The 18973-nt window shown below is 41.7% G+C and carries 14 protein-coding genes; 3 read left to right on the top strand and 11 right to left on the bottom strand.

Annotation, left to right across the window (positions count from 1 at the left end; all coding sequences use genetic code 11):
* Positions 1-107 precede the first annotated feature (107 nt).
* Both QR722_RS08815 and QR722_RS08810 read right to left on the bottom strand, forming a co-directional pair.
* On the bottom strand, positions 108-2219 hold the full coding sequence (locus QR722_RS08815) for an EAL domain-containing protein (protein WP_286287257.1): 2112 nt from the start codon (positions 2217-2219) through the stop codon (positions 108-110).
* A gap of 506 nt (positions 2220-2725) precedes the next feature.
* Positions 2726-4477 carry a glycoside hydrolase family 9 protein gene (locus QR722_RS08810; protein ID WP_286287256.1) on the bottom strand — a complete coding sequence of 584 codons (1752 nt, stop codon included), beginning with the start codon at positions 4475-4477 and terminating at the stop codon, positions 2726-2728.
* A gap of 358 nt (positions 4478-4835) precedes the next feature.
* Here QR722_RS08810 and QR722_RS08805 point away from each other — a divergent pair, with 358 nt between their 5' ends.
* On the top strand, positions 4836-5678 hold the full coding sequence (locus QR722_RS08805) for a transglutaminase family protein (protein ID WP_286287255.1): 843 nt from the start codon (positions 4836-4838) through the stop codon (positions 5676-5678).
* A gap of 219 nt (positions 5679-5897) precedes the next feature.
* Here the strand turns inward: QR722_RS08805 and QR722_RS08800 are convergent, their stop codons facing one another.
* The 4 genes from QR722_RS08800 to QR722_RS08785 all read right to left on the bottom strand — a co-directional run bounded on the left by QR722_RS08800 (position 5898) and on the right by QR722_RS08785 (position 9432).
* The gene (locus QR722_RS08800; RefSeq protein ID WP_286287253.1) at positions 5898-6176 is read right to left on the bottom strand and encodes a superinfection immunity protein; all 279 of its coding nucleotides are present in this window, start codon (positions 6174-6176) and stop codon (positions 5898-5900) included.
* 245 nt (positions 6177-6421) lie between these two features.
* Entirely contained in the window at positions 6422-8047 is a 1626-nt protein-coding gene (locus QR722_RS08795; protein WP_286287250.1) for a Dyp-type peroxidase, read from the bottom strand.
* On the bottom strand, positions 8044-8733 hold the full coding sequence (locus tag QR722_RS08790) for a hypothetical protein (RefSeq protein WP_286287249.1): 690 nt from the start codon (positions 8731-8733) through the stop codon (positions 8044-8046). The genes QR722_RS08795 and QR722_RS08790 overlap by 4 nt, the downstream gene beginning before the upstream one ends.
* A gap of 6 nt (positions 8734-8739) precedes the next feature.
* Entirely contained in the window at positions 8740-9432 is a 693-nt protein-coding gene (locus tag QR722_RS08785; RefSeq protein ID WP_286287247.1) for a hypothetical protein, read from the bottom strand.
* Between the two features lie 314 nt (positions 9433-9746).
* On the opposite strand from QR722_RS08785, the gene QR722_RS08780 reads away from it, so the two are divergent.
* Entirely contained in the window at positions 9747-9908 is a 162-nt protein-coding gene (locus QR722_RS08780; protein ID WP_286287244.1) for a DUF2986 domain-containing protein, read from the top strand.
* A 29-nt stretch (positions 9909-9937) separates the two neighbouring features.
* Here the strand turns inward: QR722_RS08780 and QR722_RS08775 are convergent, their stop codons facing one another.
* From QR722_RS08775 to nirB, 5 genes are read right to left on the bottom strand one after another with little or no spacing between them, the layout of a single operon-like run.
* Positions 9938-10999 carry a glycosyl transferase family protein gene (locus QR722_RS08775; RefSeq protein WP_286287241.1) on the bottom strand — a complete coding sequence of 354 codons (1062 nt, stop codon included), beginning with the start codon at positions 10997-10999 and terminating at the stop codon, positions 9938-9940.
* 14 nt (positions 11000-11013) lie between these two features.
* Positions 11014-11925 (bottom strand): uroporphyrinogen-III C-methyltransferase, encoded by a 912-nt coding sequence (gene cobA / locus QR722_RS08770; protein ID WP_286287239.1) that lies wholly within the window; start codon positions 11923-11925, stop codon positions 11014-11016.
* Positions 11925-14714: a nitrate reductase gene (locus tag QR722_RS08765; protein WP_286287238.1), complete on the bottom strand. Its 2790-nt coding sequence runs from the start codon at positions 14712-14714 to the stop codon at positions 11925-11927. Before QR722_RS08765 ends, cobA begins: the two co-directional genes overlap by 1 nt.
* Before the next feature lie 14 nt (positions 14715-14728).
* Positions 14729-15070 (bottom strand): nitrite reductase small subunit NirD, encoded by a 342-nt coding sequence (gene nirD, locus QR722_RS08760; protein ID WP_286287236.1) that lies wholly within the window; start codon positions 15068-15070, stop codon positions 14729-14731.
* A 10-nt stretch (positions 15071-15080) separates the two neighbouring features.
* Entirely contained in the window at positions 15081-17654 is a 2574-nt protein-coding gene (gene nirB / locus QR722_RS08755; protein WP_286287235.1) for a nitrite reductase large subunit NirB, read from the bottom strand.
* Positions 17655-18035: 381 nt separating this feature from the next.
* Between nirB and QR722_RS08750 the strand changes: the two genes are divergently transcribed.
* Positions 18036-18893, top strand: a complete 858-nt coding sequence (locus QR722_RS08750) for a TraB/GumN family protein (RefSeq protein WP_286287232.1) — start codon at positions 18036-18038, stop codon at positions 18891-18893.
* The last annotated feature ends 80 nt before the right edge of the window (positions 18894-18973 follow it).

Below are 18973 nucleotides of genomic sequence, written 5' to 3'. Positions count from 1 at the left end.
AAAACAGAAGCCATTACCTTTAAATTGTTGTCTTGATAACAGTACTTGTGAACGGAATTAACAGCAGTAAGGTTAGAGTGGCGCTTAATTAATGGGGAATACCTATATCAGATAAGCCAAGAATCATCCGCTTTCCAGTTAGCAAGCCATTCAGGAAGGTCAGCGGCCGGCATCGGTCGAGCGATCCCATAACCTTGGGCCAACTCACAACCTAGTTTTAATAATGCAACACCATGTTCGATGGATTCGACTCCTTCTGCAATCACTTTACGCTGGAAAGCTTTGGTCAATCCAACTACCCCCTCAACGATGGCCAGATCATCATCATCTTGTAGCATGTCTCGCACGAAGCTTTGGTCAATCTTGATTAAGTACGCTGGTAAGCGCTTAAGATAAGTAAGTGAAGAATACCCTGTACCAAAGTCGTCTATAGCGAAACGCACACCCAAATCATGGCATGCATTCATAGTAGTAGACACTTGGCAGGTGTCATGTAATGCGGTTGTTTCTAAAATTTCCAATTCTAAGCAGTTTGGATTGACCTCAGGATTGAGTGCTAATATTGCTGCTAATTGAGCAGTGAAATTGTTTTGTTGTAACTGATATGCACTAATGTTAACACTAATCGGCAGGTCTACCCCCACACTTCTCCATTTAATAATTTGCTGCAAAGCCGTGTCGATAACCCATTCCCCCAGTTTTAAACTAATCAAATGCCCCTCTATCACAGGTAAGAACTCAATAGGCGGCACTAAACCATTGATTGGGTGCTGCCAACGAATTAATGCTTCAACGCCTACTACTGTGCCTGTACGCATATTGACCTTTGGTTGAAAGTGCAAGACAAACTCTCCCTTAGCCAAAGCCAAGCTTACATTTTCAATACTTTCCAACTGCGTCTTGAACGCTGTATCTTGTGCAGTATCAAAAAGGTGGAAACGGTTTTTACCGGCTTGTTTAGCAACGTACATAGCTTGGTCAGCATGTCGCATCAATTGGTCTGCATCTACTCCATCCTGTGGATAAAGGGTGACACCAATACTGGCTGAAACTTGCATTACTGCATCACCCACGGAAACGGGTTCAGACACAGCTTTGAGTAGGCGCTTTAAAACAAGCTCACCATCTTCAATCTTTTCTAAATCAACCATTACTGCGATAAATTCATCACCACCTATTCGAGCTAATGTATCACCTTCTCGCAATGCTTCTTTCATACGCTGAGACACGGTAATGAGCAACTTATCGCCAACATTGTGACCAAGACTGTCATTTATGGTTTTAAAGCCATCTAAGTCCATAAATGCAACTGCCAGTGATAATTGACGTCGTTGGCATTGCACCATGGCCTGGCTTAGCCGGTCTGCAAGTAATACGCGATTGGGGAGATTGGTCAGGGGATCGAAATGGGCAATTCGCTCCAGCCGTCCTTGATACGCCTTCATTGGTGTAATATCGGTTGATAGTGAAATGTAATGCTGTACCTGTCCATTGGTATTCTTCACCGCACTAATAGTCAGCATTTCAGGGTATACCTCACCATTTTTACGACGATTCCAAATCTCACCACGCCAATAGCCTTTTGCTAGGATGGTACGCCACATTTCTCCGTAAAATTCAGCTGATTGACGACCAGATTGAAGAATTCTTGGATTTTGACCCAGCACTTCTTCTTCAGCATACCCAGTAATACGGCTAAAACTCTGATTGACCTCTATAATAGTAGCTGTGGAATCGGTGATCATGATACCTTCATGTGCATGACTGACGACACTGGCTGCTCGTTTTAATCTTTCTTCGATTTGCTTGCGAGGGGTAATATCATGGATTATCCCCACCAGAAAGTAATTTCCGTTGCTATCTACGAATCTGTTTTTTCGGGTCAAAATTGTTTTGGTCTGCACCCCACTGGTAGTGAGAGTCTCTTCGCATAAAATTTCTTTGCCTTTAGATAATACCTCTCTATCAATAGATAAAAAGTGGTCACGCTCTTCAGGCGGAACTTTTTCGGCCAGGGTTTTACCAATGATATCCTTCCTGGGTAGACCGAAAATGCTGCAAAAAGCGTCATTGACAATTATCAACCTGCATTCGTGGTCCTTTACGAATATTGGGTCTCCTATATCATTGAAAACAGCCTTGAGATACATCTCTATATCATCTGGCGATTGACCTAATTTATTTAAGTGTGTTTTAGCATTATCCAGCTCAGACTTCATCTTTCCCAATCCGTAGTTAAAGAGTAAATAAGGAAAATGCAAGTTGCGAAGATATACAATTCTGAGAGTGTAAGATGTTTATATTTCACCCTTGGCTAGCCAATATATGCAATTAAGACGGTGCTGCACCGCAGCTCGCAATTTACGATCTTTGGACGGCCTAGTAAGGAGCAATATAACCTGAGCTGTTGAGAGCAATAGCTAAGCCCCCTAACCCTTTACATTCTAATTCGGCCTAAGACAGTATAGTCAATGTTCTATTAAAGCACGGAGTTAAAATAAAATAGCCAGTAAATTAATTTATTAAGGGTGTCTTGATTGTGTCCCTTACACACCAATATTGGGATTCAAAGTCCCTTAGATGAATAGCATACTTTTGTGTATTGCCATTTCAGGTTTACCCACAGTGCATGATAGTGCTTTATCGACTAATGAAGAGTCCTCAGGGCCGAGCTAAGGGGATTAAAGAGTACAATTTTCTCACTAAGAATCACTAATTTTTATGCTTATTTAGAGTCATACTGCATGGTATGTAAGCTTGCCAAAACATACACTAAAGGGGCATTCCAATTAATCGTGACTTCATTGGATGCATAGCTACACCAGTCATCTAGGTATGATTTGGCTGGTAATTGTGACGGATAGTTGCATTTATCTTGTTGACCTGGTTGAGCACCTCCGGCAACAAATCCAGGCACGGGATCCTTTATATTATCGGCGTGGGATTGTCGATGGTGGATATCCAGCGGTGTTTTTGCACCAAAACCCGTTAAGTAAGAATAACCTGTTGGGTTACGCCCTAAAACATAATCAACTAAACCCGTAACTGCCGATTTATATTTATCATTTTTAGACAAGCGTTGAGCTTGTAACAAGATAAAGGCCTTATTTAACGCCACTCCATTACTGCCCCAAACAAAGTCTGAATTCTCCATCGCCACAGCATAAGCAGACTCTTGGTGTTGTTTTAATATTGAATCTGCCAAAGAAAGATATCTTGCATAGAATTGATTGTAATCTTCATTACTCAAGGTTGTTTTAGCGTTATTTAATAATGAAATATAACCCAACGCCGCACTATTTGACCAATCAGGCACCATAGGCATGACATTCAGTTGCTTGAATTGCTGCAGATACTTATCGTCAGTTGTTAGAAGGTAAAGCTCAGCGGCTGCCCAAGCGAATTCGTCGTCAAATTCCGTATCCCCATATTCACCGGTTAACACGTCATTCGGCTGCATATAAGCGATCGACGGGTTGGCTTGCGCCCACTGCCACGCCGACTCAGCCGCGCGTCTATAATCATTGGCATGCCCGGCAAATTGCTCAAAGTCGTCATAAATTCGACTGGCAACTGCCATGGAAGCTGCAAAGTTTAAAGCAGCCGCAGTAGATTTTTGCACCACAAAACGTTGAGCCGTGGCTTCACTTGGCATCACCGGGCCCGAAAAATTTAGGGTCGTGAGTTTATGATAAACCCCACCGTCGTTGGGATCTTGCATTGTCATCATCCAATCTAAATTCCATTTAATTTCATCCAAAATATCTGGTATGAAATTACTAGACTCTGGTATCCCAATAGCACGTTCTCGATAAAACAGCGGATGATGTTCGTAGGCGGCAAGCAGGGTGTAAACGCTTATACCACTATTAACAATATATTTATTGTAATCGCCCGCATCATACCAACCCTTTGGGGATGAAATAGTCATCCCCAAAGGGCGTTCATACGATGCTGCTGAGGCATGAATTAACACTTTATCATCGGCATGGCCCATGGGTCTGGACCAAGCTCCTGCATGCTCTATCAATAGTTCTGTACTGGCTCGATTAAAATAGTAGGCCTTTAATGCGGCATCATGTGCCCCTAAGTAGGCTTCATTATTAATAGTGACTAGGTTGGAATCATCCAATCCATTAACTTTCAGGTAATATTGGCCTGGCGTACTCACACTGGAAAAATCAGCTATGCTGACGGTTTCACCGGCCGGTTGCCAAGTACTTAAGGCAGATAGCTGACCACTAAAAACTTGAGTATTGTCATTTCCGCTGAATAAATGAAAGGTTGATTCTTGACTATTTGGCACCACTGCCATTTTAGTGTCATTAGGTAAAAAACCGACTTGGTTTAACTTGATCTTCTCTATGCTGGGTTCATTTAACGAACTAAGTGGAAGGTTAGCAATGGAGGTATCGTCATTACTGCAGGCTGTCAGTATTGCTATAGCCCCCCAAATTACCAGCAATTGTTGTTTCATGCCCAGACTCCAAAGTCAGCTTCTTTATCCTGTGATTTATTTAACCTCATCATGAAAACGTTTTCAACAATTGAGCAGATTAAATAATAAAGGGGTTAAAAAAGGTAATTTATGGGCAGAAAATACACTGGCTTTTATTTATAAGGTGAATTTCAATATATTCGATAGGATAAAATGAAATCAGAGGGTATAAAAACTATTATTCAGCAGCGTTTTGCCGCATAGTCGAGAGGTATTGCAAGGTTTACCAATGGCACGCCCTAGCATGGGTAATGGTATTGATAAAGCAACCAAAGTAGTTAGCAAGTTTTGTAGCCTCAAACATGACACTGTTCATCACTTTACTATGGAGAGCTAGATGAATTTTAAAATAATCCATGAGACAAAGTATATATTCAGTGATGATGTGTTTTTAGAACCACATTATTTGAGGTTTCGTCCTAAACAAACACCCTGTATTGATGTCAGCAGTTTTTCGATTAGCATTAAGGCTGAGCCACAGGGGCATAGTGTGATTGAGGATGAGGAACATAATGTTATCGATTTTTGCTGGTTTGAAAAATTAACTAACAGCCTTACTATACTGGTAGAGAGTAGTTTGCAGACCAAAGAATATAATCCGTTTAATTTTATTATTCATCCTGATTCTTTTAACACTATACCATTCACCTATTCTGAACATCAGTATCAAATACTCTATGCATCCTTACAAAAAACACTGCTTCCTGAGGAATTAGTAAGTTACGCCCAAGCAGTACTTAGCCAATCGAATTTTAACACCGTCGCATTCGTAACTAATCTGACGACAAAAATACATCAAGACTTTGTCACTGAATATCGCGAAGAGGGCCCTCCGCTATCCCCCGAAGAAACCTTCGCGATTAAAAAAGGATCTTGCCGTGATTTGTCATGGATGCAAATTAATTTGTTACGCAATTTCGGCATTGCGGCAAGTTTTGTTAGCGGTTATTTCTACTTTGAAATGGAAAAACCAATATACGAATTGCATGCTTGGTTAGAAGTTTTTGTACCGGGTAAGGGATGGCTAGGCTTTGATCCTAGCCATGGCATTTTAACCGGCAATACCCACTTCCCTCTTGCATCCAGTGCGATACCCGAAAATACCATGCCCGTTTCAGGTGGTATTCGTGGCAGTGCAACATCGCAACTGTTCACTACCTTAACAATAGAAAAGCAATAGTCCACTGTTTAAATGATCTTCATTAGTCGGCAAAATTGATAGTTATCTTTGACCCGAACATTATAAGTTTGTTTACGTCAGTAATGTCGGATTTCATACCATTAGGCTAGGCTCGATTGACAGATATATCGCGGTATCGAATTGGCCAATAAGGTGCTTACCCTAATATTACAATTAGACCAAGCACCTATTCACGCCGAGGGGTGTTGCGGTAATTCATCACTTTATCTTTGATTCAGCCGCTGCTTTAGATGCTAAAACTGACTTACCGCGAGCCTTATCAACAATATTACCTGTTGTAGCCCAAATCATCAGACCTGACCAAGCAATAACCGAAAATCCCGCAGGCACACATGCGACTAAAATAAGTTTAAAATGTTTTCGGTTAAATATTAGTGCCACAGCTGCCGGCAAGAACCAAACAGCAAATAATATTGTTCCGACAATAGCCCATTGTAAAGCACTTGCATTCTCAAAATAGCTTAATATATTTTCCATGACTTACTCCAATTTTATATTCGTTAAGGTATTAGTCATAGCGGTATGAAATTTATTACAAATTTATTTAGTTGTTTCTACAAGTCATATAAATAGAGTCCCACAAGACTGTTAATCAAGAGTGGTGAGACAGCGGAGATGGTTTGTTTGTGTGGTAAATTAAATAATCAGTATCAACTGTAACTATTTAATCAGGCGTAGGATATTGCTTTTAGGTTGCCTTGAAGATTACTTTTGGGAAATGTTTAAGTGGGGTCAATAATTCCTTCGGCTATCATTCTAATAGCGGTCAAACTTGGGATAAAGAAATAGTCCCCTCCTCGGGTTTCTATAAAACGAGGGATCGCTGAACACATGTGAGTTGGCTGTCCTAGTGCCGGATTGGCATTTATTACCGTGCGGCCCTTCGGATTACCCTTTTGATCAATTTCGTGGTTACCTTGTAAAACATCTTTTTCATTGCTCAACTTAAAATCATTTCCGTAGTTTATCCATTGTTGTTGGATGAATTCGAATTGACGTTCGATACTGCAGTTAATCGCCATAAAAATAATGCCATGATCGCCATCATTGTCAGTTCGGTCTGTTGAATCGCCGTAAGGTAATCCCCTTCTCAGTATGCGCCGGCGATTGACCATAGCCCCGGGCGTGTCAAATGCACCAGGGGTGTCAAATTCCAGCGAGCCTCGTGGATTTAAACGCCTAGTATGCGCCCCCAAAGGGCAACTAGCGCCTTTTATATCACCGTCGTAATTAAACCCACGACGTTTGATTTTTAAATCTTCGTAGGTAGCTCGTGTCTTTGCTTTCTGTTCACCAGAGGCATTTTGAGCATAGAATAAAGTATGAATTGAATCTTGCCACTGCTGGCCAAATTTCATTGCTGAAGCATAATCTGGATAAGTAGCCAGCGGTGCGCCATTGGACCAACGTCCCGCGAACTTAGCCTTCATCGTCTCTTTTCTTTGATCGTCAGATAAGTCACCTTTACCGTAATCTTTGCTCGCCTGTGCTAAATAAGCATTAAATTTTCCCACGTTTTGATGCAATTTCCGGTACACCATAAAGCTGCCATTGTAGGATAAAAGTCGCGGGATAGGGGCAATTGGATACTCGCCGCTTTCATCTTTATGACCTAAGATGAACTCGCCCGTTTCCAATGGTTCCCATCCATCTTCCGTAGCAGCGGAGCCACGGGTTGGTTTTCCTGCGCCGATTGTTTCGATTTTATTCCTGCCCTGCCCCTTAAAAACCGGATCGCTGATCCCATCCGTATAATGAAAATGCTCATTTGCGGTGGGTTTCCCATCTAGCATAATTGCGTTGCCAGATTGAAAATTAGCGTCATTATCTTCCTTGCCACGGCTATGCCCACTGAGTAACTCCACTCCTTCTCCAGCACCTTTCAACAAGTCTAAAATGGCATCATAGCGTTTTATTAAGTTTTGCTCAGAGGAGGCATTAATACTTAAAAACATATGAACACTGTAATTGTCATGCCAAATAGGATCCCAGTTTGGGGGAGAGCTTGGGCCGTCATCACCTAAAATATCTTTACGAGATTTCATTCCCATACGGAAATCTTCAGGGAAGCTGCGCATGGATTCGTCAGGCAAACCTAATTCCCGCAAGCCAGCATAGGTAAATGCCAGGTTGGTTGTTGCATCAGGTTGGTTGCCATTATTTTGTTTATCTAGTGGTGCAGCGCTGGTAATCAGCGGCACAAGAGCAGCAACAAAATTCAAACCTTGCTGCTTATCATGTACTTTAAAAAACAAATAGCGGGATAAAGGATAACCCCACCTGCCGTAGCCAAATACAATATTTCCTTGGATATCATGCAGATCCAAAAAGGCTTCATCAGTGCTCATTGCTGCAACTCCTTGTGGCTGACGATGGTATTTTCCACATCGGTTTCAATGTATTCTGGAACTTGAGTTGCGGCGATAGGCCAGCTCTTACCTTGCAAGTTTTCTATATCAATTAACGCTACAAAATTTTTAAATGACTTTTGTAAATTCACGGCGCCCACAGCACCTTGATAACGAAATTGCTGCGACAGATAAGCGAAATGTATGAAGACTTGTTTTACATAAAGTGCTTTGAGTTGTTCAGGGAGGGGTTTATCGTTAGCACCATTGAAAAATAAACTGTTGTTTATTTTGCATTTTTTTATATAGCTCACAAAACCTGCTGCAGTAGTTACTTTTTCGAAGGCGACGCAATGGCGTAAAAACGGTGTTAAAACCTCATGAATGGCTTCCCACATACCATATAAATAAGTATCCAGATCACCAAAAAAATTACTGGTAAAAACCAAATATTTACTCTTTAAATGCTCTTCGACGGCCGGAGCACTTTGATAAAACACGTCTTGCAATAAAAACACTCTGGCTAGATAGGTATTTGGTACAGCAGCTAAGGGCGAGTCTGCATGCTTAGGCCATTTTTGTAATTGGTCGCGGATGATCTTATCGTAAGATCTATTATTCTCAGTGCCTTGTTTAACTGGGATTAGCACAGTTAAACCATAGGCATTGCCAAATCGATTTCCCATGTCTGGTTACTCCCTGTCCATTACCGCTTTGGCGGATAAGCTTATTATTGGAGTTGCAGACATCAAGCCTAAGTTTCGCTGTTGGCTGTCTAACAGTTTTTCAAAGCGTGTTTGAAATAGCTCAGGGTTAGCGTCTAGATCACTTTCATTGATAAAATGGCTTAATTCTTCAGTTAGCTCCTGTGCTCCTTTGATATCGTTAGAAGCGGCAAGTGGGTAGGCGTTATAGTAATGATTGGTCCAAATTTGATTATAGGTAATATAATTGTGAAACGGCTGCAGCGGCACCGAATTTGGATATTTAACATTTTTATACCAAAGCAAATCTAAGCCATTAGGGATAGCCATATGGAATGAATCAACATATTGCTTCCAACTGCCATTGAAATTGCTAAAGAACAGCATGTAATGATATTTGAGCTGTTCTTTTGGTTGGGATTCATCTAAATGGGGGAATTCTTTAATAATAGCCCAGCGGGCATAATGGATGAGTGATAAGGTCAACAATCCATTTAATCGTTCAAATATCAAATTGCTTAATTTTAATGGTACTAAGTTTCCCCAAAAACCTGTTGTACCGAGTTTTCTAGACACCGAAAATTGGACCGCAGCAAATTTTATTCTATTTAAGTAGTAAACCCACCCGGTGATGGGCGTAATCACATTCATTGCGTAGGATTTACCGGCAATATTGGACATTGAACTATCCCCTGTTTCTAATGACCTGTACTTATTGGTCCTCAATTTAATATTTTCTGAAACAGCTTAATAGCTAGATAAATTTAGCTATAACCAGAGTGGGTTTTAATTGATTGTCTAATTTAGATTTTAGCTCATATTTTAAAACTCACCTCTTTTTCAACCGACTAAAAAAGGCAACGTCAGATTAATTTTGATTCAAAATATAAATAACAGCTGAGCGCCAATGGGTGATGGGCTATAATGTCAAAAATGGCCAGGCATGTAGACTTACCTTAGCCCCAACACAGCGCTTAACAATCAATGAAGCTTCCATGAATAGAAAAAAGAAATTATATCAAATACACCAGAAACGGCTGAAAGCCGCCAAGGCTAAAGGCAATGCCAAAAACAAGGTTGGCTATATTTCCAAGGCGGAACGGGCAAAAATTGAAGAAGCGAAAGATTCAGAAGAAGTTTCCGTAGAACAAGAATAGCGTTAACAGAAGCAGCCATTAATATCGAATTAATGGCTATAATGCTTACCGGTTGTTTGATATTTTTGCTCTACAGCATCTGTATTATGACTTAGTTGAAACGGCCAAGTTTTATCACGTTTTTGCCACAGCACGCGGGCCTTTTCATCCGCCAGTTGCCAAGGTAAATTTTCAAGCAATACCAGCATAATTGCCAAGGTCCCTACAATTGCGTTGACTGCATAGGCATGTTTAACGACGCCGCTCCACACGTCGATGAGCTCGGTGGGATCTAAAACCTTTGGCTTGGTCTGCCAAGTTTCTTGAGCGGCTGGAACTTCAATTTGTTGCCCTTGCTGGTTCTTCCGGCTTATAAAAAGAGTAACTGCACGCTCAGGATTATATTCTAGCTCCCCGCCTTCTCCCCTAAAACACAGTACATCTTCCCTTGCTAATAATGCAGCAGACTTTTGATGTTTAAGATCGACATGGCGATGAAACACCCCCTGCAGACTAGCTGGTGATGCACTAGGATTTAACATTCTTGCTAAGGTGTTGGCGCAAGAACGCAGCCCAAATTGACTGCGCAATTGAATTAGCTCTTCTAATTTTGGATTGAGTTCAACCAAATTGCTGTAGGTAAAGCCGAACTGATTTAACTGAGATTGTGCTTGTTCGACACTTTTAGCGATGGGCAAACCCAGTTTGGGTAAAACATCGGCTAAATAAACACGGTTTGAATCAGGCTCGTGGGTACCATGCAAAAATAAACGCTTGCCTTGCTGCGCAAGGACTAAAACCGATAATAAAAACCAGGGTAATTGACGACGCTTGCCAGCGTAACAGCCCATATCTAGATCTATATTGAGTTGATTGTAAAGAGGGTTATTATGTTCTCGAACCGCTTGGGTAAAACCTGCCAATTCTTCAGGGGTTTCTTCCCTAACCCGCAAAAGCATAAGGAAAGCACCTTTTTGTTCTGGAGTGACCTTATTTTCCAGAATAAGCTTCATCGCCTGATAAGCATCTTGCTGAGACAATGTCGTTCCGGCTCGTTGCCCACGGCCAATGGCTTTAATATAGTCTTTAAATTTTACAGATTGGTGCGTCATAGGTTTGTAATGTTTTAAGCAGTTAAGGCCATTATATCATCGAATTTTTTATTCACCTTAACCCTTTTACTTACCACATCTCCGATAATGATGATTGCCGGACCAGCAAAAGCTTGCTCGGCGACCAACTCAGCTATATTAGCGAGTTCACCGATACATATTTGTTGGGCAGATAAAGTCGCTTGGTCCACAACGGCAGCAGGCATATTTGCTGGCATATTTAAGTTCAATAAATGTTGAGTCAGATCCGCTAATTTGTTCAGGCCCATGTAGATCACCAAAGTCTCATTGCTATTCAAACACTGTAGTTGCGGCCAGTATTTCGTTTCATCCAATTGCTTCAAATGCGCCGTGACAAAACGTACCGATTGAGCACAATCTCTGTGCGTCAGTGGGATCCCTGCATAAGCCGAAGCACCAGACGCTGCCGTGATACCAGGTATTATTGTAAATTCGATATGGTGGTTAGTTAATGCTTCGCACTCTTCAGCACTGCGAGCAAAAATAGCTGGGTCTCCGCCTTTTAGGCGCACTAAATTCTTCCCTTGCTTGGCAAGGTTAACCATTAACTGACAAATACTGTGCTGAGACATAGAATGCTGCCCACACTTCTTGCCAACAAATATTTGTTCTACATTTGCAGGGATCATCTCCAATATGTCTGGATTAACCAACCAATCGATAAGCACGACATCTGCCTTTTGCAGAGCGTTATAGGCTTTTAAGGTTAGGAGTTCTGCATCACCTGGTCCCGCTCCTACTAGACTGACCTTGCCCTGTTCAGGCGATGTGAAAGCGTTAGTATCAGCGGTACCCGTTGTATTTATATTATTGTTATAATCCTTTGCAAATAAAGCAGATTTTATCACGCGAAACAGCTTAGTTAGAAATATATTAGAGTGCACTTGGGTGTATGCATAAAACATTATTTGATCTCCTTTATTGCTATCCGGCTAGGTTCAATATGGAGCACTTCTAATTCTTCATTAGTCGCTGCACATTCAGTAGCTTGGATTGAGTACAATTCAATTAATTGTTTCAATTCGGGCTTGCAAGAACCACAATTAGTACCGCATTTTAAATGTTTGCCCAGTTGTTCAACACTATTGAGCCCTGACTGTATGGCCTCGCATATTTGCCCCTGAGTAACGTCAAAGCAACTACAAATCTTATTTCCTGTAACCGTTGATGCATCCATGTTGTTACGCAAAATGTCAGCGACTTCGAGTAGTTCTTTCTGGGGGTTTTTAAATATATTGCTATAGGCGGCATGCACAATATTAATTGCTGCTTTTGATACATACAGGGCTGCACTAATCTGCTGTTGCTGCCACCCTATCGCGCTGCGCATGTCGTCCTGATTGAATGTCAACCATCTGTGTTCGTCATCGGTTAAAGCTTGCAGTGCAGTCAGATCAAACTCGCCATTAAATAGGCAAATTGAATAGCAAAACAAATCATCCACGTTTTTGACCGACCAGTAGTCATACTCCTGCAATTTTGCAGAATCAATAGGATTCATACTAATCAATTCGCAATATTCAGTTATTGTCACGTTAAGCAAATTTACCCGGCTATATTTTAGTTCAGGTTGACCGGAAATCGGGTCGACCGTATCACCAAATAAACGACTTACACTACAGGATGATCCCCATGTCTCGCCCCAGTGGATAGGCACAAATAATTGATTTTCACCTAGGCCAGTGACGATCTGGATAGGCAAAACTACCGGTTTTTCAAGATTAATTTCAGAGCACACCGCCACTAACTGATCATTACTCAGCTTTAGCTCCAGAGCATCCTTTTGACTGATCTGTAACTTAGCTTGGTCAGCATGGGCCAGTAAAGCCGTTGATTTACCGGTTCGGGTCATTGAGTGCCATTGGTCCCGCAGTCGCCCAGAATTAAGCATAAAAGGGTATTCATGGTTTGGCTGCAGTTCAGGTAGCTTGTCTTTAATCGCAATAAATCGCGCTTTGTGATTACTTGTATAGAATGAATTGTTGGTGAATAAGCGCTTAGTCCCTGTAGGACTTGCTTGGTTAACCGGCCATTGTATCGGTTTCAATTGATCATATTTTTTTTGGCTTATATCCGCCATGCCCGATATGTCAAAACATCGTTTACCATTATTGTGATGACCACTCAATCGAGCGTGCTCTTGAAAAATATCCACAGGGTGTAGGTAATTAAAATGCTCACCAAACCCAAGTGCATGGGCCACATCGATAATAATTTGCCAATCGTGTTTGGCTTCACCGGGTGGGGCTAAAACCCCTCTTTGGCGGGAGATCCTGCGCTCAGAGTTGGTCACAGTGCCATTTTTTTCTGACCAGCCACTGGCGGGCAAACGGATATTTGCAAAGCGTAAAGTGTCATTGTCATTCACACAGTCAGAAACGATAACGTTCTCGCATTTACGTAACGCAGCCTCAATTTTTGTTCGATTAGGCATACTAACCACAGGGTTGGTGGCCATGATCCAAATGACTTTGATGTTGCCCAATGCCACCTGGTCAAACATATCTACAGCTTTGTAGCCAACCTGATGAGGAATATGTGGCGATTGCCAAAACTGTTGCACCCATTCTCGATGCTCAGGGTTGGTCAACTCCATGTGGGCCGCTAACATGTTTGCTAAACCGCCCACCTCTCTTCCGCCCATTGCGTTTGGTTGCCCCGTAATAGAAAACGGACCACTACCGGGCTTACCTATTTTGCCACTGGCTAAATGGCAGTTAATAATGGCATTTCCTTTATCCACTCCGCTACTGGACTGATTCACTCCCATTGAATAAAAACTCACTGCCGAGTTGCTTTTAGCAAAGCTTCGATAAAAGGCCAAAATGAGTGATTGTTCAATTTCACAAATAGCGGCTACTGTTTGCACTGACATATCTGCAGCAGCATCTAGGGTCGCAGTAAAGTTTTCGGTGTGTTGGTTTATATATTCAAAATCCACGGCAGCATGCTGATGCAAATAGGTTAATAAACCATTAAATAAAGCGACGTCTGAACCAGGTTTGATTGGTAAGTGCAAATCAGCAATTTCGCAACTTGCTGTTTTACGTGGGTCAATAAATATAATCTGCATTTCTGGCCGTTTTTGACGGGCCCGTTCGATTCGTTGAAACAAAACAGGATGGGTCCAAGCGGCATTTGAGCCTATAAATACCAGTAAATCAGTAAGCTCTAAATCATCATAACTGCAAGGCACTGCATCTGCACCAAAGGCCCGTTGGTAGGATGCTACGGCTGAGCTCATACATAAACGGGAATTGGTATCGATATTAGCGCTACCAATAAAGCCTTTCATCAGTTTATTGGCTACATAATAGTCTTCGGTAAGTAGTTGGCCTGAAACATAAAAAGCCACAGAATCAGCTCCATGTTGCAAAATAGACTGACTAATTACCGAAGCGACCTTTGCAGTCGCGTGCTCCCAACTGCAATCTTCACCATCAACTTGGGGCACCAGCATGCGCCCGTCTATGCCATTGGTTTCCAATAAATGGCTACCTTTCACACAAAGTTTTCCGTAATTCGCTGGATGGCTAGGCATACCTCTGACTGCGGAAATCTCCACAAGATCAGACGTTCCTCCTATAGCAGTTTGTCCAAGTTCGATTTCAACGCCGCAACCCACTCCACAATAAGGGCATGTACTTTCCACGCAGCTTGGCGATGATTTTGAAACTAGTTTATTTGACAACACATTCACGCTCCTGACTACCGAGCCAACTTTACGAACACTTCATGCTGCTCAACTTTAACTTGATGGATTTTGAGACTTTGTAATGGGTCGTCGATACATGCACCGTTATCCAAATTGTATCGCTGTTTATATAAAGGTGATGCAATGTAATCTGTGCCTTTAGTGCTGCCTAATAAGCCTCTATACATGACATTGGCCTGACCGATTGGATCCCAGTTACTGGTTGCGACTATCTTGTTGTTATCTATTTGGTCTAATTGGAAAATGGCCACTTGCCGTCCTTCGATTAAAGCGCACACACCTGAATTAGAAACCAAATCATCAGTACTACAAATTTTATTCCACTGCTGGTTCATGCACTTGCTCCTATGCTTTATCCAATGCTATTACGGGAGTTTCGATGGGTTGAAAACCCTGAAGTTGTCGTTCGCGTTTTTCTGCAAAGGTGGCTGGTCTAATTTGATCTCGAGTTTCTACAAACTCAATATTCGAATCAATGCCATTGCTATTTACAAATTGCTTAAAGCGTCGCTTGGAATCCTCACTTTCAATAGCGGTTTTCCACTCACATTGATAGCTGTCTACTATATGTTGCATTTGCACTTCGAGTTCTTGGTTAAGTCCCAGAGCATCTTCTATGACGACTTGTTTTAGATAATCCAATCCACCCTCAAGATTATCCATCCAAACAGATGTACGCTGCAGTCGGTCAGCTGTGCGGATATAAAACATTAAGAATCTGTCGATGTATTTGAGTAAGGTTGGGGTATCTAAATCTGTGGCGAACAAGTCTGCATGACGGGGTTTCATGCCGCCATTGCCGCACACATAAAGGTTCCAACCATTGTCAGTGGCGATAATACCAACGTCTTTACTTTGCGCTTCTGCGCATTCGCGAGTACAGCCAGAAACTGCCATTTTGATTTTATGAGGTGCTCGTAGCCCTTTGTAACGGTTTTCTATATCGATCGCCTGTTGAACACTGTCCTGAACACCAAATCGGCACCAAGTGCTACCAACGCACGATTTTACTGTGCGTAACGATTTGGCATAGGCATGCCCTGTTTCAAAGCCAACATCTATAAGCTCTTGCCAAATTGCCGGCAGTTGATCGACCCTAGCACCGAATAAATCCACCCGTTGACCGCCGGTTATCTTGGTATACAAATTATATTTTTGCGCAACCTGCCCAAGTGTAATGAGCTTTGCGGGGGTAATTTCTCCCCCCGCGATCCGAGGAATAATTGAGTAAGTGCCATCTTTTTGCATATTCCCCAAGTAGGTGTCATTAGTGTCTTGTAAACCAATATGGTCGGGTTGCAGAATGAAGTCGTTCCAGACCGAAGCTAATATTGAGCCAACGGCTGGTTTACAAACTTCGCAACCACCGCCATTTCCATGCTTGGTAAGTAATTGTTGGAAAGTTTTAATTTTTTCAATTTTAATGATGTTGAATAGATCTTGGCGAGAAAAAGCAAAGTGTTCGCAAATATCTTTACTTACCTCAACACCACGTTTAAGCAACTCAGTATCAAACACATTTTTAAGTAAAGCTGCACAGCCTCCACAGCCAGTGCTGGCTTTAGTGCAGGTTTTAATAGCACTGAAATCAACCACGCCGGAATCTATAGAGTCAATGATGTCGCCTTTGGTAACATTGTGACATGAGCATATAGTGGCGTTATCTGGCAGTGCATCACTACCTAAAGTAGGCGCGGCTGACGAAATGTTAGGTAAGATTAATTGCTCAGGAAACTCAGGCAACTCTATGCCATTCAATGCATATTGCAGTAACGTGTCATAGGCGCTGTTGTCACCAATTAATACCGCTCCAACCAATTTTTTGCTCTGCGGCTCTACCACTATCTTTTTGTAAATGCCTAATGGCTGATTTTCATACACGTAAGTTTGTGCACCACTTGTTTTAGCGTGTGCATCCCCAATTGAGCCTACATCTACGCCCATAAGTTTTAATTTTGTGCTCATATCAGCACCATTAAAACTATCTGCGCCACCCGTTATGTGAGATGCAGCAGCTCTAGCCATGGTGTAACCTGGGGCCACAAGACCATAAATAAAATTATTCCACAGAGCACACTCACCGATGGCATAAATATCAGGATCAGATGTTTGGCACTGGTTATCGATAACAATGCCACCGCGTTCGCCTACAGCTAACTCAAACTCTTTAGCTAGGCTATCGTGTGGACGGATACCAGCAGAAAATAGGATCATGTCAGTTTCTAGATGACCACCATCGGCAAAGTTCATCCGATAACGATGTGTTTGCCCTGCAACAATATTCTGTGTAGCTTTTTGCACATGGACATCAACTCCTAAAGACTCAATTTTTTGCTTTAAAATCTCACCTGCACGAGCGTCAATTTGAACCCCCATCAACTGTGGCGCAAATTCAACCACATGGGTTTGTAACCCTGCTTCTCGTAGCGCATTGGCCGCTTCTAAACCTAATAATCCTCCACCAACTACTACGCCAGTTTTACTCGTTGCTGCCGAGTTTTGAATTGCGTGTAAATCTTCAATAGTGCGGTAAACCAAACAATGTTCTTGGTCGAAGCCAGGAATCGGTGGTACAAACGGGTAGGATCCGGTGGCCAGCACCAACTTGTCATAATCAAATTGCAAACCCGTCTCGGTGATCACATAACGATTGGTTTTATTAATTTGGGTCACTTTGGCATTAAGATGAAATTCTATATTCAGTTTCCGATAATTCGACTCATCAGTTAATGCTAGTTGTTGCGCAGTTTTACCACTAAAAAACTCAGACAGGTGAACACGATCATATGCCAGCCTTGGCTCTGCAGATAAAACCACAATATGCACTTCACCATCAATACTTCTCAGTTGCTCAGCAAAATGATGTCCAACCATACCATTGCCAACGACTACAATTTTATTACCAGCTTGACTAGTCATGCCTTTTCCTCGATTTAAAACGAAGCAAAAAAAAACCTGCAAATGAATCTATAAATTCATTTGCAGGCTTCGTTGCCTCGCAGTTACTAACCTATGTAAGCAGCCGGTGCTTTTAGCGCACCAACCATTTCAATTGTTATGTATTTGTCTATCTACAAGAAGGTATCCAATATTAATGCCATATTAAATAAGCAATAAAAACAGTGTCTTACAAATATGGTATAACGTGCCCCTTGACTTACTCGCACCACAAGAGTGCGAAATAGCTAAAATGGCGCAAAAAAACAGACTTCAGTGGTGCCTTAATTCAAAGCATAATACAATCGCAACACACATTGTTAGCAGATAAAATCATTTGGCAAATAATAAGGAAGAATGTGTATGTTTAATAAGATATTGCTGGCGAGTCTAGGTATTACATTAACCCTAACTTGTCACGCGGCATCGGTTTGGAAGGTGTCAAAAAATGGCGATAAAGTCTTCATTGGCGGCACGATTCACCTACTGAGCAAATCTGATTATCCGTTACCTAAAGAATATGAAACAGCTTACGACGCCGCTGATACACTGGTCTTCGAAACTGATATATCGACGATGAATTCCGTCGAGTTCAAGCAAAAAAATATGGGCTACATGTTGTTAGCTGATGGAAAAACAATCAAAGATATGATTTCTGCTGATACATTTAAGCAATTAGAAGCCCACTTTGAGAGTCGCAACCTTCCAATCAATAACTTTTTACCGTTTAAACCCAGTTTTCTTGCGATTACCCTGACCTTACTAGAACTACAACAAATGGGTATAAGTAATACTGGTGTCGACATGTACTACGCCACTAAAGGAACAATTGATGGGAAATCAAACAGTTGGCTAGAAGAACCCGAAGAGCAGTTAACATTGCTAGCCAACATGGGTGCGGGGCGAGAAGATCAAATGATCGCATACGCACTAAGTGATATTAAAGAAATACAGCAAGTGATGCCAAAAATGATTGCAGCTTGGCGCTCAGGAAATACCCAAGCTTTGAATAATATAGGTATAACCGACTTTAAAGCTGATTATCCGAATTTGTATCATGATTTATTAGTCGATAGGAATCAAAAGTGGCTACCCAAAATAGAGGCATTATTTAATAATCAACACACTGAACTTGTCCTCGTTGGAGCCTTGCATTTGGTCGGCGAAGACAGTGTGCTAGCAATGTTAAAAAATAAAGGCTACCAAATCGAAAAACTATAATTCCAAACAGATTATTTCATTCTGTAGCCATGGGTTCAAGGGACTAGTCGGCAGACTAGTATAGATTAAAACAGCCTTTG

This window comes from Aliiglaciecola sp. LCG003 (assembly GCF_030316135.1).
GTDB lineage: Bacteria > Pseudomonadota > Gammaproteobacteria > Enterobacterales > Alteromonadaceae > Aliiglaciecola.
This window is presented reverse-complemented; position numbering and strand designations above follow the sequence as displayed.

What these genes read in the sequence shown, in the direction of transcription:
- QR722_RS08800 (WP_286287253.1), bottom strand. Translation starts at nt 6,176, where the DNA reads ATGGAAAATATATTAAGCTATTTTGAGAATGCAAGTGCTTTACAATGG.
- cobA (WP_286287239.1), bottom strand. Translation starts at nt 11,925, where the DNA reads ATGTTTTATGCATACACCCAAGTGCACTCTAATATATTTCTAACTAAG.
- QR722_RS08805 (WP_286287255.1), top strand. Translation starts at nt 4,836, where the DNA reads ATGAATTTTAAAATAATCCATGAGACAAAGTATATATTCAGTGATGAT.
- QR722_RS08810 (WP_286287256.1), bottom strand. Translation starts at nt 4,477, where the DNA reads ATGAAACAACAATTGCTGGTAATTTGGGGGGCTATAGCAATACTGACA.
- QR722_RS08815 (WP_286287257.1), bottom strand. Translation starts at nt 2,219, where the DNA reads ATGAAGTCTGAGCTGGATAATGCTAAAACACACTTAAATAAATTAGGT.
- QR722_RS08750 (WP_286287232.1), top strand. Translation starts at nt 18,036, where the DNA reads ATGTTTAATAAGATATTGCTGGCGAGTCTAGGTATTACATTAACCCTA.
- QR722_RS08785 (WP_286287247.1), bottom strand. Translation starts at nt 9,432, where the DNA reads ATGTCCAATATTGCCGGTAAATCCTACGCAATGAATGTGATTACGCCC.
- QR722_RS08795 (WP_286287250.1), bottom strand. Translation starts at nt 8,047, where the DNA reads ATGAGCACTGATGAAGCCTTTTTGGATCTGCATGATATCCAAGGAAAT.
- nirB (WP_286287235.1), bottom strand. Translation starts at nt 17,654, where the DNA reads ATGACTAGTCAAGCTGGTAATAAAATTGTAGTCGTTGGCAATGGTATG.
- QR722_RS08775 (WP_286287241.1), bottom strand. Translation starts at nt 10,999, where the DNA reads ATGACGCACCAATCTGTAAAATTTAAAGACTATATTAAAGCCATTGGC.
- QR722_RS08780 (WP_286287244.1), top strand. Translation starts at nt 9,747, where the DNA reads ATGAATAGAAAAAAGAAATTATATCAAATACACCAGAAACGGCTGAAA.
- QR722_RS08790 (WP_286287249.1), bottom strand. Translation starts at nt 8,733, where the DNA reads ATGGGAAATCGATTTGGCAATGCCTATGGTTTAACTGTGCTAATCCCA.
- nirD (WP_286287236.1), bottom strand. Translation starts at nt 15,070, where the DNA reads ATGAACCAGCAGTGGAATAAAATTTGTAGTACTGATGATTTGGTTTCT.